At 70.4% G+C, this 16,647-nt stretch carries 15 protein-coding genes and 1 riboswitch; of the genes, 3 read left to right on the plus strand and 12 right to left on the minus strand.

Features of this window, described 5'->3' with window-relative positions:
• Positions 1-6: 6 nt before the first annotated feature.
• The 5 genes from ACWGKT_RS07140 to ACWGKT_RS07160 form a co-directional block, all read right to left on the minus strand.
• Positions 7-1,197, minus strand: a complete 1,191-nt coding sequence (locus tag ACWGKT_RS07140; RefSeq protein ID WP_356140848.1) for a hypothetical protein — start codon at positions 1,195-1,197, stop codon at positions 7-9.
• 27 nt (positions 1,198-1,224) lie between these two features.
• Entirely contained in the window at positions 1,225-2,232 is a 1,008-nt protein-coding gene (locus tag ACWGKT_RS07145) for a C40 family peptidase (protein WP_356140850.1), read from the minus strand.
• A 195-nt stretch (positions 2,233-2,427) separates the two neighbouring features.
• Positions 2,428-3,459: a C40 family peptidase gene (locus tag ACWGKT_RS07150; RefSeq protein ID WP_356140852.1), complete on the minus strand. Its 1,032-nt coding sequence runs from the start codon at positions 3,457-3,459 to the stop codon at positions 2,428-2,430.
• Between the two features lie 211 nt (positions 3,460-3,670).
• On the minus strand, positions 3,671-5,014 hold the full coding sequence (locus ACWGKT_RS07155; protein WP_453272817.1) for an NYN domain-containing protein: 1,344 nt from the start codon (positions 5,012-5,014) through the stop codon (positions 3,671-3,673).
• Positions 5,015-5,050: 36 nt separating this feature from the next.
• Positions 5,051-5,290 carry a hypothetical protein gene (locus ACWGKT_RS07160; protein WP_235454757.1) on the minus strand — a complete coding sequence of 80 codons (240 nt, stop codon included), beginning with the start codon at positions 5,288-5,290 and terminating at the stop codon, positions 5,051-5,053.
• A 154-nt stretch (positions 5,291-5,444) separates the two neighbouring features.
• Between ACWGKT_RS07160 and ACWGKT_RS07165 the strand changes: the two genes are divergently transcribed.
• Positions 5,445-6,206: a rhomboid family intramembrane serine protease gene (locus tag ACWGKT_RS07165; protein WP_356140856.1), complete on the plus strand. Its 762-nt coding sequence runs from the start codon at positions 5,445-5,447 to the stop codon at positions 6,204-6,206.
• Positions 6,207-6,248: 42 nt separating this feature from the next.
• Positions 6,249-6,530 (plus strand): Lrp/AsnC family transcriptional regulator, encoded by a 282-nt coding sequence (locus tag ACWGKT_RS07170; RefSeq protein ID WP_356140858.1) that lies wholly within the window; start codon positions 6,249-6,251, stop codon positions 6,528-6,530.
• Between the two features lie 574 nt (positions 6,531-7,104).
• On the opposite strand, the gene ACWGKT_RS07175 is transcribed toward ACWGKT_RS07170, so the two are convergent.
• From ACWGKT_RS07175 to ctaE, 6 genes are all read right to left on the minus strand, one after another.
• A complete protein-coding gene (locus ACWGKT_RS07175; RefSeq protein ID WP_453272818.1) occupies positions 7,105-8,466 on the minus strand; it encodes an aminotransferase class V-fold PLP-dependent enzyme in 1,362 nt (453 codons plus the stop codon).
• A gap of 190 nt (positions 8,467-8,656) precedes the next feature.
• A riboswitch (SAM riboswitch) is annotated at positions 8,657-8,773 on the minus strand.
• A gap of 86 nt (positions 8,774-8,859) precedes the next feature.
• Positions 8,860-9,924, minus strand: coding sequence for an anthranilate phosphoribosyltransferase (gene trpD / locus ACWGKT_RS07180; RefSeq protein WP_453272819.1), 1,065 nt, complete (start codon positions 9,922-9,924; stop codon positions 8,860-8,862).
• A 137-nt stretch (positions 9,925-10,061) separates the two neighbouring features.
• Entirely contained in the window at positions 10,062-11,699 is a 1,638-nt protein-coding gene (gene qcrB / locus ACWGKT_RS07185) for a cytochrome bc1 complex cytochrome b subunit (RefSeq protein ID WP_453272820.1), read from the minus strand.
• A complete protein-coding gene (qcrA, locus tag ACWGKT_RS07190; RefSeq protein WP_453272821.1) occupies positions 11,696-12,754 on the minus strand; it encodes a cytochrome bc1 complex Rieske iron-sulfur subunit in 1,059 nt (352 codons plus the stop codon). Before qcrA ends, qcrB begins: the two co-directional genes overlap by 4 nt.
• Positions 12,751-13,563, minus strand: coding sequence for a cytochrome bc1 complex diheme cytochrome c subunit (qcrC, locus tag ACWGKT_RS07195; RefSeq protein WP_453272822.1), 813 nt, complete (start codon positions 13,561-13,563; stop codon positions 12,751-12,753). The genes qcrA and qcrC overlap by 4 nt, the downstream gene beginning before the upstream one ends.
• A gap of 80 nt (positions 13,564-13,643) precedes the next feature.
• Positions 13,644-14,264, minus strand: a complete 621-nt coding sequence (gene ctaE, locus ACWGKT_RS07200; protein WP_235454765.1) for an aa3-type cytochrome oxidase subunit III — start codon at positions 14,262-14,264, stop codon at positions 13,644-13,646.
• A 190-nt stretch (positions 14,265-14,454) separates the two neighbouring features.
• On the opposite strand from ctaE, the gene ACWGKT_RS07205 reads away from it, so the two are divergent.
• Complete coding sequence (locus tag ACWGKT_RS07205; protein WP_453272823.1) at positions 14,455-14,856, plus strand: hypothetical protein; 402 nt, start codon at positions 14,455-14,457, stop codon at positions 14,854-14,856.
• Between the two features lie 356 nt (positions 14,857-15,212).
• Here the strand turns inward: ACWGKT_RS07205 and ACWGKT_RS07210 are convergent, their stop codons facing one another.
• Positions 15,213-16,475, minus strand: a complete 1,263-nt coding sequence (locus ACWGKT_RS07210; RefSeq protein WP_356140874.1) for a L,D-transpeptidase — start codon at positions 16,473-16,475, stop codon at positions 15,213-15,215.
• Positions 16,476-16,647 lie beyond the last annotated feature (172 nt).

The raw sequence follows: 16,647 nt of genomic DNA on the forward strand, positions 1-16,647 counted from the left end.
GCGCGCTCAGTCCAGCTGGGCGCTCAGGTAGTCGCGCCACCGCTCGGTGAACTCCTCCGGCGTCGTCCCGAGCACCTTGCGCAACGCCTCCTCGACCGCGCCCGCCCGTTTCCCGTGCTCGCCGACGGCGCGGTAGAACTCGCCGAGCCGGACCTCGCCCCAGTGGTCGGCGATCATCCGGCAGGCCAGCCAGCCGCTCTCGTAGGCCTGGGCGAGCCTGGTGGCCTCACCACTGAAGCCGAAGGCCCGGTCCGGCGGCAGCTGCTGGGGCACCTTGCCCTCCTGGACGGCGCGCGCCAGCTCGGGCGCGGCCTGGACCGCCGTACGGCCCGTGCCGAGGTAGCCGATCCAGTCGGCGTAGCCCTCGGAGAGCCACAGCGGGGTGGCCGCGGTCGTGTCCGCGCGGGTGGCCACATGGGTCGCCTCGTGGGTGAGCACGACCTGCCGGCCGGTGGCGCCGAGGAGGGCGTACGCCTCCGGGTTGACGACGATCCGGTCCGCGGGCGCCCTGCCCGAGCCGCCCGCCTCGCCGGTGGTGACCGCGGCGATCCCGCGGTAGGAGGAGGCGGGCGAGCCGAGCAGGCCCGCCATGTCCTCCAGGGAGTCCGGTACGAGCACGACGACCCGCCGTGCCCAGTCCGTGCCCCACGCCTGCGACACGGCCGGCACCGCACGGTCGGCCAGCGCCGTGTACCCGCGCAGCGTGTTGCCGGTCTGTCCGACCCCGAGGATCAGGCTGTGCTCGCCCTTGACGGCCGTGACCTCGCCCTGGTCCCACAACAGCTCGTCGGCCTTCTTCGCGGGCCGGTCCGAGGCGACGTACCAGTGCCCGTCGGCGGTGCGGCTGAGGCCGAGCGTGCGGGCGGCGGTGACCGGGGCCCGGTCGTAGCCGCCGACGCGGTAGCTGAGCTCGGCGTCGGCGGTGGCGGCGGAGCCGTCGCGGTGCAGGCCGGTCAGCCGGTATCTCCAGGACGCCAGCGGGACGGAGCGGACGTTCTCGTACGGGGCGCGCGTGCCCGTGCGGCCGTACGCCGTCTCGTCGTGGCCGAGCAGCGCCGCCGCCCGGCGGTCGAGCACCTGCTGCACCTCGGTGCGCGCCGTGTCGGCCGTGGGCCGCCCGCCGCAGCCGGCCAGGGGCACGAACAGCAGACAGAGCCCCGCCACCGCGGAACGCCACGCCCGTCTACGACCAGCCACTTCCCGATCGTACGGCCCGCGGCGGGGTCAGACCCGGGTGACCGACGAGACGGGCATCATCCCGACCGGGTCGTAGCGGACCGCGGCGCCGGGATAGGGGGCGTGGATCACCTGGCCGTTGCCCACGTACATCGCCACATGACTGGCGTCGGAGCGGTAGACGACGAGGTCGCCGGGCCGGGCCTGGGAGAGCGGGACCTGCCGACCGGCGTACCGCTGCTCCTGCGAGGTGCGCGGCAGCTGGATCCCGGCATGCTCGTACGACCACTGCATCAGGCCCGAACAGTCGAAGCCGGAGGGGCCGTTGGCGCCCCAGACGTAGGGGCGGCCGAGCGCGGAGCGGGCTGCGGCGAGAGCCGCCGCGGACCGGGCGTCCGGGGCGACCACGCCCGAGACGTCGGGGAAGTGCAGGCGGCCGTCGCGCGAGGCCCGCTCGTAGGCGGCACGCTGCTCGTTCGGCAGGGAGTTGAGCAGCCTTCGGGCCTTGGCGAGCTTCTGCTCCACGGTCCGCTTGTGCGTGGCGACCGCCGTCCGGCTCTTCTCCAGCTCGGCGAGCTTCCCGGCGGCCTCGGAGCGCTCCTGGGCGAGTTGGCGCAGGGCCGACCGGAGCTCCTTGAGCTCGGCCGCCTGACGGGCGCCGATCCGGTCGAGGGTGGACGCCTTGTCGAGGTAGTCGGCCGGGTCGTCGGAGAAGAGCAGGGCCACGGTGGGATCGATGCCGCCGGAGCGGTACTGGGCGCCGGCCAGCGAACCGAGCGCCTCCCGCATGGTGTTGATGCGCTCCTGCTGCCGGGCGATGTGGTCCTGCGCCAGGCCCACCTCCCGGCGCAGCGCGCCCGCGCGCTCCCCGGCCCTGTCGTAGGCCTGGGTCGCCCGCTCGGCCTCCGTGTAGAGGCGGTCCACCTCGGCACGCGTGTCGGTGTGCGGAGCGGCGCTCGCCGGTACGGCGCCGAAGGCGGCGGCCGCGGACAACACGCACAGGGCGACTGCGCCCCGGTCGAACCCGGACGGTACAAGGCGGCGATGGAACCCCACGGGAAGCCGCGCTCCTTCCGCTGGCGGACGTCTGACTGCTCGAAAGCTCGCCAGACAGTAGCCGCACGGACACACACCGTCCAAAGGCCACAGCGGCCGCACAGCGCGACGCCCCGCCGATGACGCAGGTCACCGGCGGGGCGTGGAGTCAGTTTCGGTTGTCGCGAATCGCCCGTTCGGGCGGCAGCCGCAGGGTCAGACGCGGACGCCGAACTGGAACGGCATGTTGCCGATCGCCTCGTAGCGCACGACGGCACCGGTGTGCGGGGCGTGCAGCACCTGGCCGTTGCCCGCGTAGAGGCCGACGTGGTGCAGGTCGCCGTAGAAGAACACCAGGTCGCCGACGTGGAGCTGGCTCATGGAGAGGCGGGTGCCGATGCCCGCCTGGGCCTGGGAGGTGCGCGGGATGGAGACGCCGGCCTGCGCGTAGGCGTAGGAGGTCAGGCCCGAGCAGTCGAAGGAGGAGGGGCCGGTGGCGCCGTAGACGTACGGCTTGCCTATCTGGGCCTGCGCGGCGGAGAAGGCCGCGGCGGCCCGGTCGGAGGCGGAGGAGTCGTTGCCGAGGTCCACGCGCTGGGTGGACGAGCGGCTGGCGCGGCTCTGCTCGGCGGCGAGCGCCGCCTTCTCCTTGGCCGTCAGGGTGTTGAGCAGCTTCTGCGCCTCGGCGAGCTTGCCCTGGACTTCCTTCTTCTTCTTGCCCAGCTCGGTGCGGGTGGAGGCGAGGTCCTTGAGCTTGTCGGTGGCTTCCGTCCGCTCTTGGGCCAGTTCGCGCTGCTTGTCCTGAATCTTCTTCAGGGCCTCGACCTGCTGGCCGCTCAACTGGTCGAGCGTGGAGGCCTTGTCGAGGTAGTCGTCCGGGTCGGACGAGAGGAAGAGCTGGAGGGACGGGTCTATGCCGCCGGACCGGTACTGGGCGGTGGCCATCGAACCCAGGCCGTCGCGCAGCTTGTTGAGGTCCTCCTGGCCGCGGGCCACGTTGTCCTGGATGGTGGAGATCTCCTTCTGGAGCTTCTCCTGCTTCTCCTTGGCCCCGTTGTACTTCTCGGTGGCCTGCTCCGCCTGCTCGTAGAGCTTGTCGACCTTTGCCTTGACCTCGTCCTTGCTGAGCTTCTCGCTCGGTGCCGCGTTGGCGGCGTTCGCGCTCAGGGCGACGGCAGCGGCGGCTGCGGTGGTCAGCACGGTCACGCGCGTGCGGCTCGGCTGCTTGGGTCGACGGTGGGACGCCACGGAGACGGGCTCCTTCTTTTGAGTGATCACCCGTGTGGAGGTTCGAGCCCAGACCCTAGTGACCTTGCTGTGATCAGTTCAAATCCTCACACCAAAAAATCCTGTCCCGCAATCCATTCTTTGCACAGAACTCACATGCGGTGATCCCTGATTGACGCTACGTCGAGCAACGATTCGACCAATTCGGTCATCGCGTATGCGCGTTGAACGTTCAGGACAGTCGCTTGAGAAGTACCGCAGAAGCGACAGGTCGGGCACCGGCCTTGGCGACCCCGTCGGCGACCTCGCGGTCGGTCGAGACGACGATCACCGGGCGGCCCGGCGGCTCCGCGCGGACCAGCTGGCGGATGAGCTCGTCGGCGGTGACGCCCGGCTTGGAGAAGAGCACCCGGACGCCCCGTGGGGGCGCCAGCAGGACGGGCGCGGCCAGTTCGGCGCCGTCGAAGACGCACGTGACCTCGGCGCCGGTCTGCGCGGCGAGCTGCGAGAGCTGGCCGAGCAGCCGCAGCCGCTGCTTCTCCAGCGGCATCTGCGGATAGCCGGTCTTGGTGACGTTGTAGCCGTCGACCACCAAGTGCGCCTGCGGCAGGGCGAGAAGCTGGTCGAGAATGGCCGGATCACTGTCGGACAGCGCCCGTGCGGCGATGTCCTTCGGGGTCATTCGTCCCGGTTCGACCGCGTCCACGGTCTCGGCCGGGCGCACCGAGACGGGCGGCAGGGCCAGCTCCCGGCGTAGACCCTGGGCCGCGTCCAGGACGGTGTCGAGCAGCAGCCGCACCCGCATGTCCTCGACGCTGCGTCCCTCACGGGCCGCCCGGCGGGTGGCCTCCAGGGTGGCCTCCGCCTCCCCCAGACGGGCCTTGAGCCGCCGGTTCTCGCTCTCGGCGGCCGAGACCTGCGCGTGCCCCTCCGTGCGGACGGCCTCCATCTCGCCGTGCGCCTTGCGCAGCGCCGCCTCGCCGCGCTTCACGTCGCTCAGGGCCGCACGCAGCTTGCGGTGAAGCGATTCCGCTTCCTTCTTCGCCGACTCCAGCTCGACGCGCAGCCGCTCCGTCTCGGCCCGGATCTGCTCGCGGGCCCGGTCCAGCTCCTCGCGCAGCCGCTCCAGTTCGGCCCGACTCTCCTCGTCGGCGCGCTCGGCGTCCGCGCGCTGGGCCTCCTCGCCGGCCGCGGTCACCAGCTTCACCCAGCCCGTGGGGCGCAGTACATAGGCCGCGGCCGCCACGTCGAGCGGGTCCGCGGCCGGGGGCGGCGAGCCGGAGTCGAGAGCGCCGGTGAGTTCCGGCTGGGCCTCTCTCAGCTTCTCGCCGATGCGCTGCCGGAACAGCGGGTCGGTCTCCAGGGCCGCGGCCATGGCGTTGCCCGCGAACTTGGCCCGTCGGTTCGGGGCGAACCGGGCGTACTGCCGCAACTGGGCGGGCAGTTCGCCGACGGTCAGCCCGCCGAAACCGTCCGAGACGATCTGCACGACCCTGCGTCGCACACCGTCGGGCAGCGGACGGTCAAGCACCTCGGCGGTGCCGTCGCCCGGCCCCCCGCCCGTGGTCTCCACCATCCGTCACACCCCATCACCTGTGCGGGCCGCTCCTGCTCAGGAGTCGGCGCCCGGCCTGTCCACGAGTTCCACCTGGTCCACCGCGTTGCACCAGCGGCAGCGGACCGACTCGATGGTCTCACTGACCACCTCGCGCTCCTCGACCTTCGGCTCACCGGCCAGGTCGAGATGGACGTACTCGACGACCTTCGACGAGCGCGTCACGTCGAAGCGGGTGAGGTTGCCGCAGAGGGTGCAGCGCCAACGTGTCGTGGTGGTCGGCAGGGGAACCGGCATCGTGGCTCTTCGCTTCCTTCTGTGTCCGTGACGCGCCGTCTGCCCGGCGCGTGTGGCTCGTAACCCTACGGCCTGGCGGGTACTCGTCGCCCGTCTGTCCACGGCGGCGAGGCGGTCTGTGCCAGTGCGTCCCGTTACGTCATGCTCTGTGTTCATGATCCGCAACTGGAGCACGGCGACCGGCAGGACCCTCAGGGCGATCCGGACCTCCCCGGCGCCGATGACGTACGCCCTCATCGCCCTGTGCTGCCTGGTCTTCGTGACCGGCCCGGCATCCGGGCTCAATCCGGCGTACGGCTCCGGCGACGCGCTGCTCGCGACGCAGCGGGCGTACTTCCGGCACTGGGGTGTCGTGCCCGCGGACCTGTTCGACGGCCCCGCCCGGGAGGCCCTCACCCCCATCACGGCCCTGTTCGTGCACGGCAGCTGGGTGCATCTGCTCGGCAACATGCTCTTCCTCTACGTCTTCGGGGCGATGACCGAGGAACGGATGGGCCGCGTGCAGTTCACCCTCTTCTACGTCTGCTGCGGATATCTGGCCCTGCTCGGCTACGCGGCCGCCAACGCCACCGCCGAGCAGTCGCTGGTCGGCGCCTCCGGGGCGATCTCGGCGGTCCTCGGCGCCTTCCTGTACCTGTTCCCCGGAGCCCGTGTCACCAGTCTCCTCCCGTTCCTGTTCTTCCTCCCGCTGCGCTTCCCCGCCTGGGTCGTGCTGCCCTTCTGGGTGGCCCTGCAGTGGCTGGCGGCGGGCCGCGCTCCCCAGGGGCCCGGGGTGGCCTACCTCGCGCACCTGGTGGGCTTCTCGCTGGGCTTCGTCTTCGCGTGGGTGCGTTTCGGACGGGCGACTGCCGTGTCTTCCCGGGGGACAACCCCCGGACCCCCGGCAGAACGACCAGGCCAGCTGGACCGCGAGTAGGGTGAGAGCCCCAGCGACGGCCTCCGAGGGAGAGAACCAGCCGTGATCACCGCGATCGTGCTCATCAAGACCAGCGTGGACCGGATCCCCGAGATCGCGGAGCAGATCGCCGCGCTGGACAGCGTCAGCGAGGTCTTCTCCGTCACCGGCACCTACGACCTGATCGCCATGGTCCGGGTCCAGCAGCACGAGGACCTGGCCGAGGTCATCCCCGGCAGCATCAGCAAGATCCCGGGCGTCGAGGCCACGGACACGCACGTCGCGTTCCGCACGTACTCCCAGCACGACCTGGAGGCGGCGTTCTCCATCGGTCTGGACAACTAGGACGGCCCCTGGCCGGGGGCCTTCGCGACGAACGCCCCCGGGCCGCAGCGCCGTGTCCAGACGGCCGGCACCGACGAAGCACTCGACGTGCTCGTCCGCACCTACCTCCCAGCGCCCCGGCCGGGGGCCTGCGCGACGACCGCCCGAGGACGCCGCCACGAGCGCCCCCGGGCCGTAATGCCGGGGTCAGGCCGCCGCGACGCGGCGGCCGCCCTCGGTGCGGAGCCGCCACTTCGCGCCGTCAAGGGCCAGTCCCTTCACGGCACCGACGAAGCACTCGACGTGCGTTCCGCACCCACCCCCAGCGCCCCCGCCGGGGACCTGTACGACGACCGCCCGAAGGCGCTGCCGCGAACACCCCGGGCCGCGTAGTGCCGTGGTCAGACCGCCGGAACACAGCGGCCGTCCTGGGTGCGGTACTGCCACTTGGCGCCGTCAAGGGCCAGTTCCCGCACGGCACCGACGAAGCACTCGACGTGCGTTCCGCACCCACCCCCAGCGCCCCCGCCGGGGACCTGTACGACGACCGCCCGAAGGCGCCGCTGCGAGCACCCCGGGCCGCGTAGTGCCGTGGTCAGACCGCCGGGACGCAGCGGCCGTCCTGGGTGCGGTACTGCCACTTGGCGCCGTCGCGGACCAGTTCCCGCACGGCACCGACGAAGCGTTCGACGTGCTCGTCCGGGGTGCCCGCGCCGAAGCTGACGCGGATGGCGTTGAGGGACTTCTCGCCGGGGGCGGCCTCGGGGGCGCCGCACTCGCCCTGGGCCTGCGGGTCGCCGCCGAGGAGGGTGCGCACCAGCGGGTGGGCGCAGAAGAGGCCGTCGCGGACGCCGATGCCGTACTCGGCGGAGAGCGCGGCGGCGAAGTGGGAGCTGTTCCAGCCCTCGACCACGAAGGACAGGACACCGACGCGGGGGGCGTCGTCGCCGAAGAGGGACAGGATCCTGACCTCGGGGACCTCCGCCAGGCCCGCGCGGACGGTGTCGACCAGGTACCGCTCGCGGGCGACCAGGGCCTCGAAGCCCGCCTCCGTGAGCGCCTTGCAGGCGGACGCGACGGCATAGGCGCCGATGACGTTCGGCGAGCCGGCCTCGTGGCGGGCGGCGGTCTCGTGCCACTCCACGTCCACTCCCCCGTCCTCGCGCCGCGTGACCGCGCGGCTCGCGCCGCCGCCCGCGAGGTAGGGCTCGGCCGCGCGCAACCAGTCGGCGCGGCCGGCCAGGACGCCGGTACCGAACGGGGCGTACAGCTTGTGCCCGGAGAAGGCGACCCAGTCGACCTCGAGGTCCTGGACGGAGACCGGGTGGTGCGGGGCCAGCTGGGCGGCGTCCAGGACGATCCGGGCGCCGTGCGCGTGCGCGGCGGCGGCCAGCTCACGGACCGGCCACAGCTCGCCGGTGACGTTCGAGGCGCCGGTGACGCAGACCAGGGCCGGTCCGTGCGGGTCCCGTTCGGCCAGGGCGCGCTCCAGCGTCTCGACGGCCCGCCGCGGGGTGCGCGGGGCGTCCAGGTAGGTGACCCGGGCGTCCTTCCAGGGCAGGAGGGAGGCGTGGTGCTCGGTCTCGAAGACGAAGACCTGGCAGTCGGCGGGCAGCGCGGCGGCGAGCAGGTTGAGCGAGTCGGTGGTGGACCGGGTGAAGATGACCTGGTCGGCCTCGCGGCAGTCGAGGAACTCGGCGACCGTCCTGCGGGCGGTCTCGAAGAGGTCGGTGGAGAGCTGCGAGAGGTAGCCGGCACCGCGGTGGACGCTGCCGTAGTACGGCGCGTAGGCCGCCACGTCGTCCCAGACGCGCTGGAGGGCGGGGGCGCTCGCCGCGTAGTCGAGGGCCGCGTAGGTGACTTCGCCGCCGGTCACGAGCGGGACGGTGACATCCCGGCCCAGAACGGGCAGCGGGGCACAAACGGACTGGGCGGGGACAGCGGTGGAGACAGACATGGGGGTACTCCCGTGAGGCAGGTGTGAACACCACGCGAGCACACGTGCCTCGGGCACGGCTCGACATGGGAAAGGGTGAAAAGGGGTGTGCGGAGGCGGGGCTCTGCGGCCCTATCGCATTCGCTTGCTCACGGAAGGCTCCCTCGACGACCAGGACCCCTGGTACTGCGCTCCTGCGGAGCGGGCGAGGGGTCCGCGCTTGCCGCAGACCTCGTTGCCTGCGACCTGGTCTTCACCCGGGGCACCCCGCCACGGACGGAGGGTTGCCGGACAGTCGGCCGGGGCCGAATGACTGTCACTCATGACCTGGTTCAGTATCCTGCCACACGATCTTCGAAGCGCAAGGCGCAGTCCGGCATCCGGACTGCGCCCCGCGTCACATCGTGCCGGGGGTCAGGCGTTGCTGACCGCCACCCAGCGCTCCAGCGTGCGCTTGGCCGCCCCCGAGTCGATCGACTCCGCCGCCTTGGCCATGCCGGCCCGCAGCTGCTCGGCCAGCGGCTCCCCCGTCGGCTCCAGAGCCACCAGGGCCGCCGCCGAGTTCAGCAGCACCGCGTCCCGTACCGGGCCCTTCTCGCCGTCCAGCAGGCGCCGCGCGACCTCCGCGTTGTAGGACGGGTCGGCGCCGCGCAGGGCGTCCACCGGCACCAGTTCGAGGCCGACGTCGCGCGGGTCGAAGGTCTCCTCGGAGACCTTGCCGTCCCGGACGACCCAGACGTGGGAGGTGGACGTCGTGGTCAGCTCGTCGAGACCGTCGTCGCCGCGGAACACCAGGGAGGAGTTGCCGCGTTCGGCGAGGACGCCCGCGATGATCGGCGCCATGCGCGGGTCGGCGACACCGATCGCCTGGGACTTCACCTTCGCCGGGTTGGTCAGCGGGCCGAGGGCGTTGAAGACGGTCCGGATGCCCAACTGGCCGCGCGCCGCGGCGACATGACGCAGCGCCGGGTGGAACTTGACCGCGAAGCAGAAGGTGATGCCCGCCTCCTCCGCCACCTCGGCCACCCGCTGGGGGGTCAGGTCGAGGTTGACGCCGAGCTTCTCCAGGACGTCCGAGGAACCCGAGGCGGACGAGGCCGCGCGGTTGCCGTGCTTGACGACCTTCGCGCCCGTGCCGGCCACCACGAGCGCCGACATGGTGGAGATGTTCACCGTCTTCGCGCCGTCGCCGCCGGTGCCGACGATGTCGACCGTACGGCCCGACACCTCGATCACCTTGGCGTGCTCGTACATCGCCCGGACCACACCGGTGATCTCCTCGACGGTTTCGCCCTTGGCCCGCAGGGCCACCACGAACCCGGCGATCTGCGCGTCGGTCGCCTCGCCGCGCATGATCCGGTCCATGGCCCAGGCCGTCGCGTCGGCGCTCTGGTCACGGCCGTCGAGCAGGGCGTTCAGTACCTCGGGCCAGGAACGGCCCGCCGCGGTGTCGCCTCCAGCGGGGGTCACAGCGCTCATAAGCCGCTCCTGGGTGAGGTCCCGGATTCCGGAACGCGAGTCTCGACGAGGTCCACCCTATCCAGCCGCAGGACACGGCGAAGGGCCCCGTCCGAACACCGGACGGGGCCCCTGCCGTGGCGTGGCGTGCGCAGCGATCAGTGGTGGCCGTGGCCGCTCGTGATCTCCTTGTACTCCTCGACGGTGGGCTTCGGGATCTGGGAGTCCTCGCCGTAGAGCGCGTCGCTGAGCTTGGCGCGCAGCTTCTGCGTGCCCGCCACCTTGCGCTCGACACCGTTCTCGTCGACCAGCGGGCCGATCTCGGCCGGCTCGTACTGGTGGTGAGCCGTGAGGGTGTGCAGCTGCTCCTGGCTGAGCGGCTCGTGGACCTCGATGAACTCACCGTGCGGCAGGCGCTTGATGATGCCGGTCTCGCGACCGTGCAGCACCTTGTCCCGGTCCCGGCGCTGCAGGCCGAGGCAGATCCGCTTGGTGATGAGGAACGCGAGAACCGGTCCGACGAACACGAAGATCCGGACGAACCAGGTGACCGCGTTGATCGACAGGTGGAAGTGCGTGGCCCACAGGTCGTTGCCGCCGCCGATCAGCAGCGTCAGGTACACCGTCATCCAGGCGACACCGAGGCCGGTGCGCGTGGGGGCGTTGCGCGGGCGGTCCAGGATGTGGTGCTCGCTCTTGTCGCCGGTGATCCAGGACTCGATGAACGGGTAGACCGCGATCGCGACCAGGACCAGCGGGAAGATCACCAGCGGGATGAACACGCCCAGGACGAGCGTGTGACCCCAGAAGTTGACCTCCCAGCCCGGCATGAAGCGAATCAGACCCTCGGAGAAGCCCATGTACCAGTCGGGCTGGGCGCCGGTGGACACCTGGTCCGGACGGTAGGGGCCCATGGCCCAGATCGGGTTGATCTGCGCGACCGCGGCGATGGCCGCGATGACACCGAAGACCAGGAAGAAGAAGCCTCCGGCCTTGGCCATGTAGACCGGCAGCAGCGGCATGCCGACGACGTTCTTCTCGGACTTGCCGGGACCCGCGAACTGCGTGTGCTTGTGGTAGAAGACCAGGATCAGGTGGGCCACCATCAGGCCCAGCATGATGCCCGGCAGCAGCAGGATGTGCACCGAGTAGAACCGGGCCACGAAGTCGTGGCCGGGGAACTGGCCGCCGAAGAGGAAGTACGACAGGTACGTGCCGACGATCGGCACGGACAGGATCGCGCCCTCCATGAAGCGGACACCGGTGCCGGAGAGCAGGTCGTCCGGGAGCGAGTAACCGGTGAAGCCGGTGAACATGCCCAGGACGAACAGCAGGAAGCCGAACAGCCAGTTGATCTCACGCGGCTTGCGGAACGCGCCGGTGAAGAACACGCGCATCATGTGCACGAACATGCCGGCCAGGAAGATCAGCGCGGCCCAGTGGTGGATCTGCCGCATGAGCAGACCACCGCGCACGTCGAAGGAGATGTGCAGCGTCGAGCTGAACGCCTCGGACATCAGCTGTCCCTGCAGCGGGACGTAGCTGCCGTGGTACTCCACCTCGTTCATCGACGGGTGGAAGAACAGCGTCAGGTACACACCCGTGAGGATGATGATGATGAAGCTGTACATGCACACTTCGCCCAACATGAACGACCAGTGGTCGGGGAAGATCTTGCGCATGTTGGACTTGGCCAGGGAGTAGATCCCGAGTCGGCCATCGGCCCAGTCGGCGACGCGCTCGCCGGCCGGTGCCTTCCCGCGCGAGCGGGACTCTTCGTTCGTCGCAGTGCTCATCCGCGCTCCCAGAATGCAGGACCGACGGGCTCTTCGAAGTCGCCGAGCGCCTCGAGGTAGCCCTCGTCGTTCACGCCGATGCGGAGCTGCGGCAGGGCGTGACCGGCGGGACCGAAGATCACTCGGGCACCGTCGGAGAGGTCGAAGGTGGACTGGTGGCAGGGGCACAGCACGTGGTGCGTCTGCTGCTCGTACAGCGAGATCGGGCAACCGACGTGGGTGCAGATCTTCGAGTACGCCACGATGCCCTCGTGCGACCACTCGAGCTCGCGCTTGTCCTTGATGTTGTCCGGCTGCAGCCGGACGATCATCAGGGCCGCCTTGGCGATCTCGGTCTGGAACTCCTCGTCGGTCTCCTCCAGGCCCTCGGGCTTGGCGAAGGTCAGCGAGCCGACGGCGACGTCCTCGGGACGCAGCGGCTCGTTGGTGTTCATGTTGACGAGCAGCTTGCCCTTGGACCACAGGGTGTGGCGGAGCGAGGTCCCGGGCAGCGGGCCGAGGTCGCGCAGCAGCACGACGCCGGCGAGCGGCACCAGCGTGAGCGCACCGAACATCGTGGTGCGGATCAGACCGCGACGGCCGATCGCGGATTCCTTGGCGCCCTGCTTGAAGTCCGCGAGAACCTTCGCGCGGACCTCGGCCGGGGCCTCGATCGGGTGACGCTCGTCGGTGATCTCCACGTCGGACATCAGGGTGCGGGCCCAGTGGACCGCGCCCGCGCCGATGCAGAACAGCGCCGTGCCGAGGGTCAGCCCCAGCGCGAAGTTCAGCGCGCTGATGTGGCCGATCGGGAAGACGAAGATCGACTTGTCGGACGGGATCGCCACGTACGCGGCGATGAAGGCGACGGTGGCCAGCATCGACACCGTGAACAGCAGGGCGACGACGCGCTCGGACCGCTTGGCGGCCCGCTCGTCGATGTCCTGGATCCGGTGCTCGTGCGGCGGGAGGCCCGGGTTGGCGAACGGGTTCTTCTCGTCCGCGACGCCTACCGCGCCGCGCGCGGCTTCCTGCTCAGCGGGCAGGTTCTCTTCTGGAATGTCTTGGCTACTCATGACTTCTTGGCCTTTGCGGTCCGAGCGGCGACCCAGACGGCGACCGCGATCAGGGCGCCGAGACCGAAGATCCAGGCGAACAGACCCTCGGTGACCGGCCCGAGGCCGCCCAGCTCAAGACCGCCCGGGTTCTGCGTCCCGCTGCCGTCGACCGCGTTCAGGTACGCGATGATGTCCTTCTTGTTCTTCTCCGTCATGGTGGTGTCGGGGAAGGACGGCATGTTCTGCGGGCCCGTCTGCATGGCCTCGTAGATGTGCTTCGGGTCGACACCCTCAAGGGTCGGAGCGTACTTGCCGTCGGTCAGCGCGCCACCCTTGCCGGTGAAGTTGTGGCACTGCGCGCAGTTGGTGCGGAACAGTTCGCCACCCGCGGCGATGTCCGCACCCTCCGGGCCGTACTGCTCCTTCGTCGGCACCTCGGGACCGGCACCCAGCGAGGCGATGTACGCCGCGAGCATGTCGATCTGGGGCTGGGTGTAGGTGGGCTTCTTGCGCGGGACCTGGGCGCCCTGGGAGGTGGCGGCGGGCATACGGCCGGTGCCGACCTGGAAGTCGACGGCCGCGGCGCCCACGCCGACCAGGCTCGGCCCGTCGGAGGAGCCCTGGCCACCGGTGCCGTGGCAGCTGGCGCAGCCGACCTCGTAGAGCTTCTTGCCCTGTTCGATGGTCAGGGACTGGGCGGTTTCATCTGCCTGCGCCTTGCTCGCGGGCGCGAACGCGGAGTACAGCCCCCCCGTGGCCGCCAGCGCGAGGAGTAGGACGACGACCGCCGCCAACGGATGGCGTCGTCGTGCGGAGAGCTTTTTCACGGATTACCCCGGTGTCAGGATCTTCTGCGTCGATGCTTCTGGGAAGTGCGTTTCTGGAACGCACGCGGGATCGGGCCCGGCTACTTGATCATGTAGATCGTGGCGAAGAGGCCGATCCAGACGACATCGACGAAGTGCCAGTAGTAGGACACGACGATGGCCGCGGTCGCCTGCTCGTGGGTGAACCTCTTCGCCGCGTAGGTGCGGCCGAGGACGAACAGGAAGGCGATGAGGCCGCCCGTCACGTGCATGCCGTGGAAACCGGTGGTCAGGTAGAACACCGAGCCGTACGGGTCGGAGGAGAGCGAGAGCCCGTCCTTCTTCACCAGCTCGGTGTACTCGTAGATCTGACCGCCGATGAAGATCGCACCCATGATGAAGGTGACGATGAACCAGGCCCGGAGCTTCTTCACGTCGCCGCGCTCGGCCGCGAACACGCCCATCTGGCAGGTGAAGGAGGAGAGCACCAGGACCGTGGTGTTCGTCGCCGAGAAGGGGAAGTTCAAGGCCTCGGCCATGTGCTTCCAGTGCTCGGGACCGGTCACCGATCGCAGGGTGAAGTACATCGCGAAGAGGGCCGCGAAGAACATCAGCTCGGAACTCAGCCAGATGATGGTTCCGACGCTGGTGAGGTTCGGCCGGTTGACCGACGGGTGCGCGTGCCCGGTATCTACTGTCGTTGCTGTCGCCACGACCGACATTATGTCGGTCGCTTATCCCGCCCTCACTCCGGGGGGTGCCGTTCGGAGTGTCCGTACCGTGTGTACTGCCCGGATGGCCCATCAAGGGGTCCTTCGAAGTCGTGTCCGAGCCAGTGTTGACAAGGTGTCGGAAGGGGTAGCATCCGCCGCATCGGTCCTGTCCGTACGACGCTGACGTCCCGGAGGAACAATGCAGCCGACCGCCACGGTGCTGGTCTACAGCGACGACTCCAACACCCGCGAACAAGTCCGGCTCGCCACGGGCCGGCGGCCGGCTCCGGACGTCCCCGTGGTGGAGTTCGTGGAGTGCGCGACGCCCCAGGCGGTGCTGACCGAACTGGACAAGGGCGGGATCGACGTCTGCGTGCTCGACGGCGAGGCCGTGCCCATGGGCGGCATGGGCGTGTGCCGGCAGATCAAGGACGAGGTCTTCAACTGCCCGCCGGTGCTCGTGCTGATCGGACGCCCGCAGGACGCCTGGCTCGCCACGTGGAGCCGCGCGGACGGTGCTGTGACGCTGCCTGTGGAGCCGGTGGAGTTCGCGGCGGCCCTGGCCGCCCTGCTGCGCCGACAGAGGCTGCTGAGCGCCTAGGTCCTGTCGTCGAACTCACGTCGTCCGCCCGCAGGGCGGGCCTTGCGGCGTCATGGGGGTCCCCCCTGCTCGAGCGGAGCCGAGAGCTTGGGGGAGCGTGCTCTGGGGGTCCGCCCGGCCGAAGGCTGGGGGAGTGCCGGCTCCTGGCCCTCGTACTGGATGTACTTGGGTCAGGGGCCGGTGCGGCGAGTGGGGGTCCCCTGCTCGAAGAGCTTGGGGGAGCGTGCATGGCGTCGCGAGGCAGGCGGGAGTTTGACGACAGGGCCTGGCGGAGCGGGGTGCGGGGGGTGTTGGACGCCCCGCACCCCGAGATGCCTCACGGCCGTGCGGCCGCGTCCTGCGGCCGTCCGGACGGGTCACACGGCCGTCGGCCGGAGCCGGTCCGCCTCCTCCGGACTCGGGCTGTCCTTCGTGCCCTGGGCCAGGGCGCTGCCCGTGCGCCACTTCGCCCAGGCGACGTTCCAGTCGCCGAAGCCGTTGCCGAACGGCTCCATCTCGTGGCCGTTGGAGTTGATGACCTGGACCAGGTCGCCCGGGTGGAAGGTGTTGAAGAACCATTCGGCGTTGGTGTTGTTCATACCGGTGCAGCCGTGGCTGACGTTCTCGAGGCCCTGTGAGCCGACGGACCACGGCGCGGCGTGCACGTACTCGCCGGACCAGGTGACCCGGGTCGCGTAGTAGACCGGCAGATCGTACGAGTCGGGGTCGCCCTCGGAGATGCCGACCGTGGTGCCGCGCATCCGTACGAAGTACTGCTTCTCCAGTACGACCTTGACACCGTTGCGGGTCTCGTAGCCGGCCTTGCCGGTGGTGATGGGGATCTGGTTGATCTCCTGGCCGTTCTTGTACACCTTCATCTGGTGCGTGGCGGCGTCCGTGACGGCGAGCAGCTTGTCCCCGGTGGTGATCCGCAGGGGTTTGGCCTTGCCGCCCCACAGGCGGTCGGCGACCCTGATGCCCTCCAGGTTGCTGTGCACCTGGATGGTGGCGTGCGCGGGCCAGTAGTCCTTGGGGCGGAAGTGCAGCTGCTTGTCGCTCACCCAGTACCAGGAGCCGGCCACCGCGGGCGTGGAGTCCACCCTGAGGGCGCCTTCGACCACGGCACGCTGGGCCTTGTCCTTGACCGGCTGGTTGAGGTCGGCCGTGATGGGCTGCCCGACGCCGTACTGGCCCGCCTTCGGCCCGAACGTGACGTCCAGGGTCTTGCGGGTGGTGGGCGCGCTGGTGTCGAAGGTGATGACCTTGCGGCCGGGTGCGCCGTCGTCGTCCTCCGTGCTGACCCGCACCGTGTAGTGGGCGTTGGCGGCGAGCGGGGCGGTGCTGTGCCAGCGGCTGCCGTCGGCGTCGAGTTCGCCCGCCACGTAGCGGCCCGTGGCGTCCGTGGCCGTGACGTCCGTGATGCGCCCGTCACCGCTCTCGGAGGTGATCTCCAGGGGTTTGTCCGGGTCGGCCTTCTTCCCCGCCTGGGTGGGGGTGTTGAAGGAGATCTGGTCCGCCGCGTCGTACGGCTTCGCGGACAGCGGGTCGCCGTCCGCGCTGCAGGCGGTGACGGCCGCGCCGAGGGCGGTCGCCAGCAGCGTGCAGCCGACGACGGTGCGGGTGCGCGGAGAGGTGCTCATGACCTCACGCTAGGAAGGTTCGCGAGCCGGGGCGCGGTGGGTGAGGCGGACGAGGGAACGGTCGCACCCGAAGGGCGCCCACAGAGCCGTACGGGCCCCGCCGGAGCCCTCCGGGAAAGGCGGAAGCCCGGACTCCCCGAGGGGGTGTCCGGGCTTCCGAAGCGCTCGGCGC

This window comes from Streptomyces sp. NPDC054794, assembly GCF_053611585.1.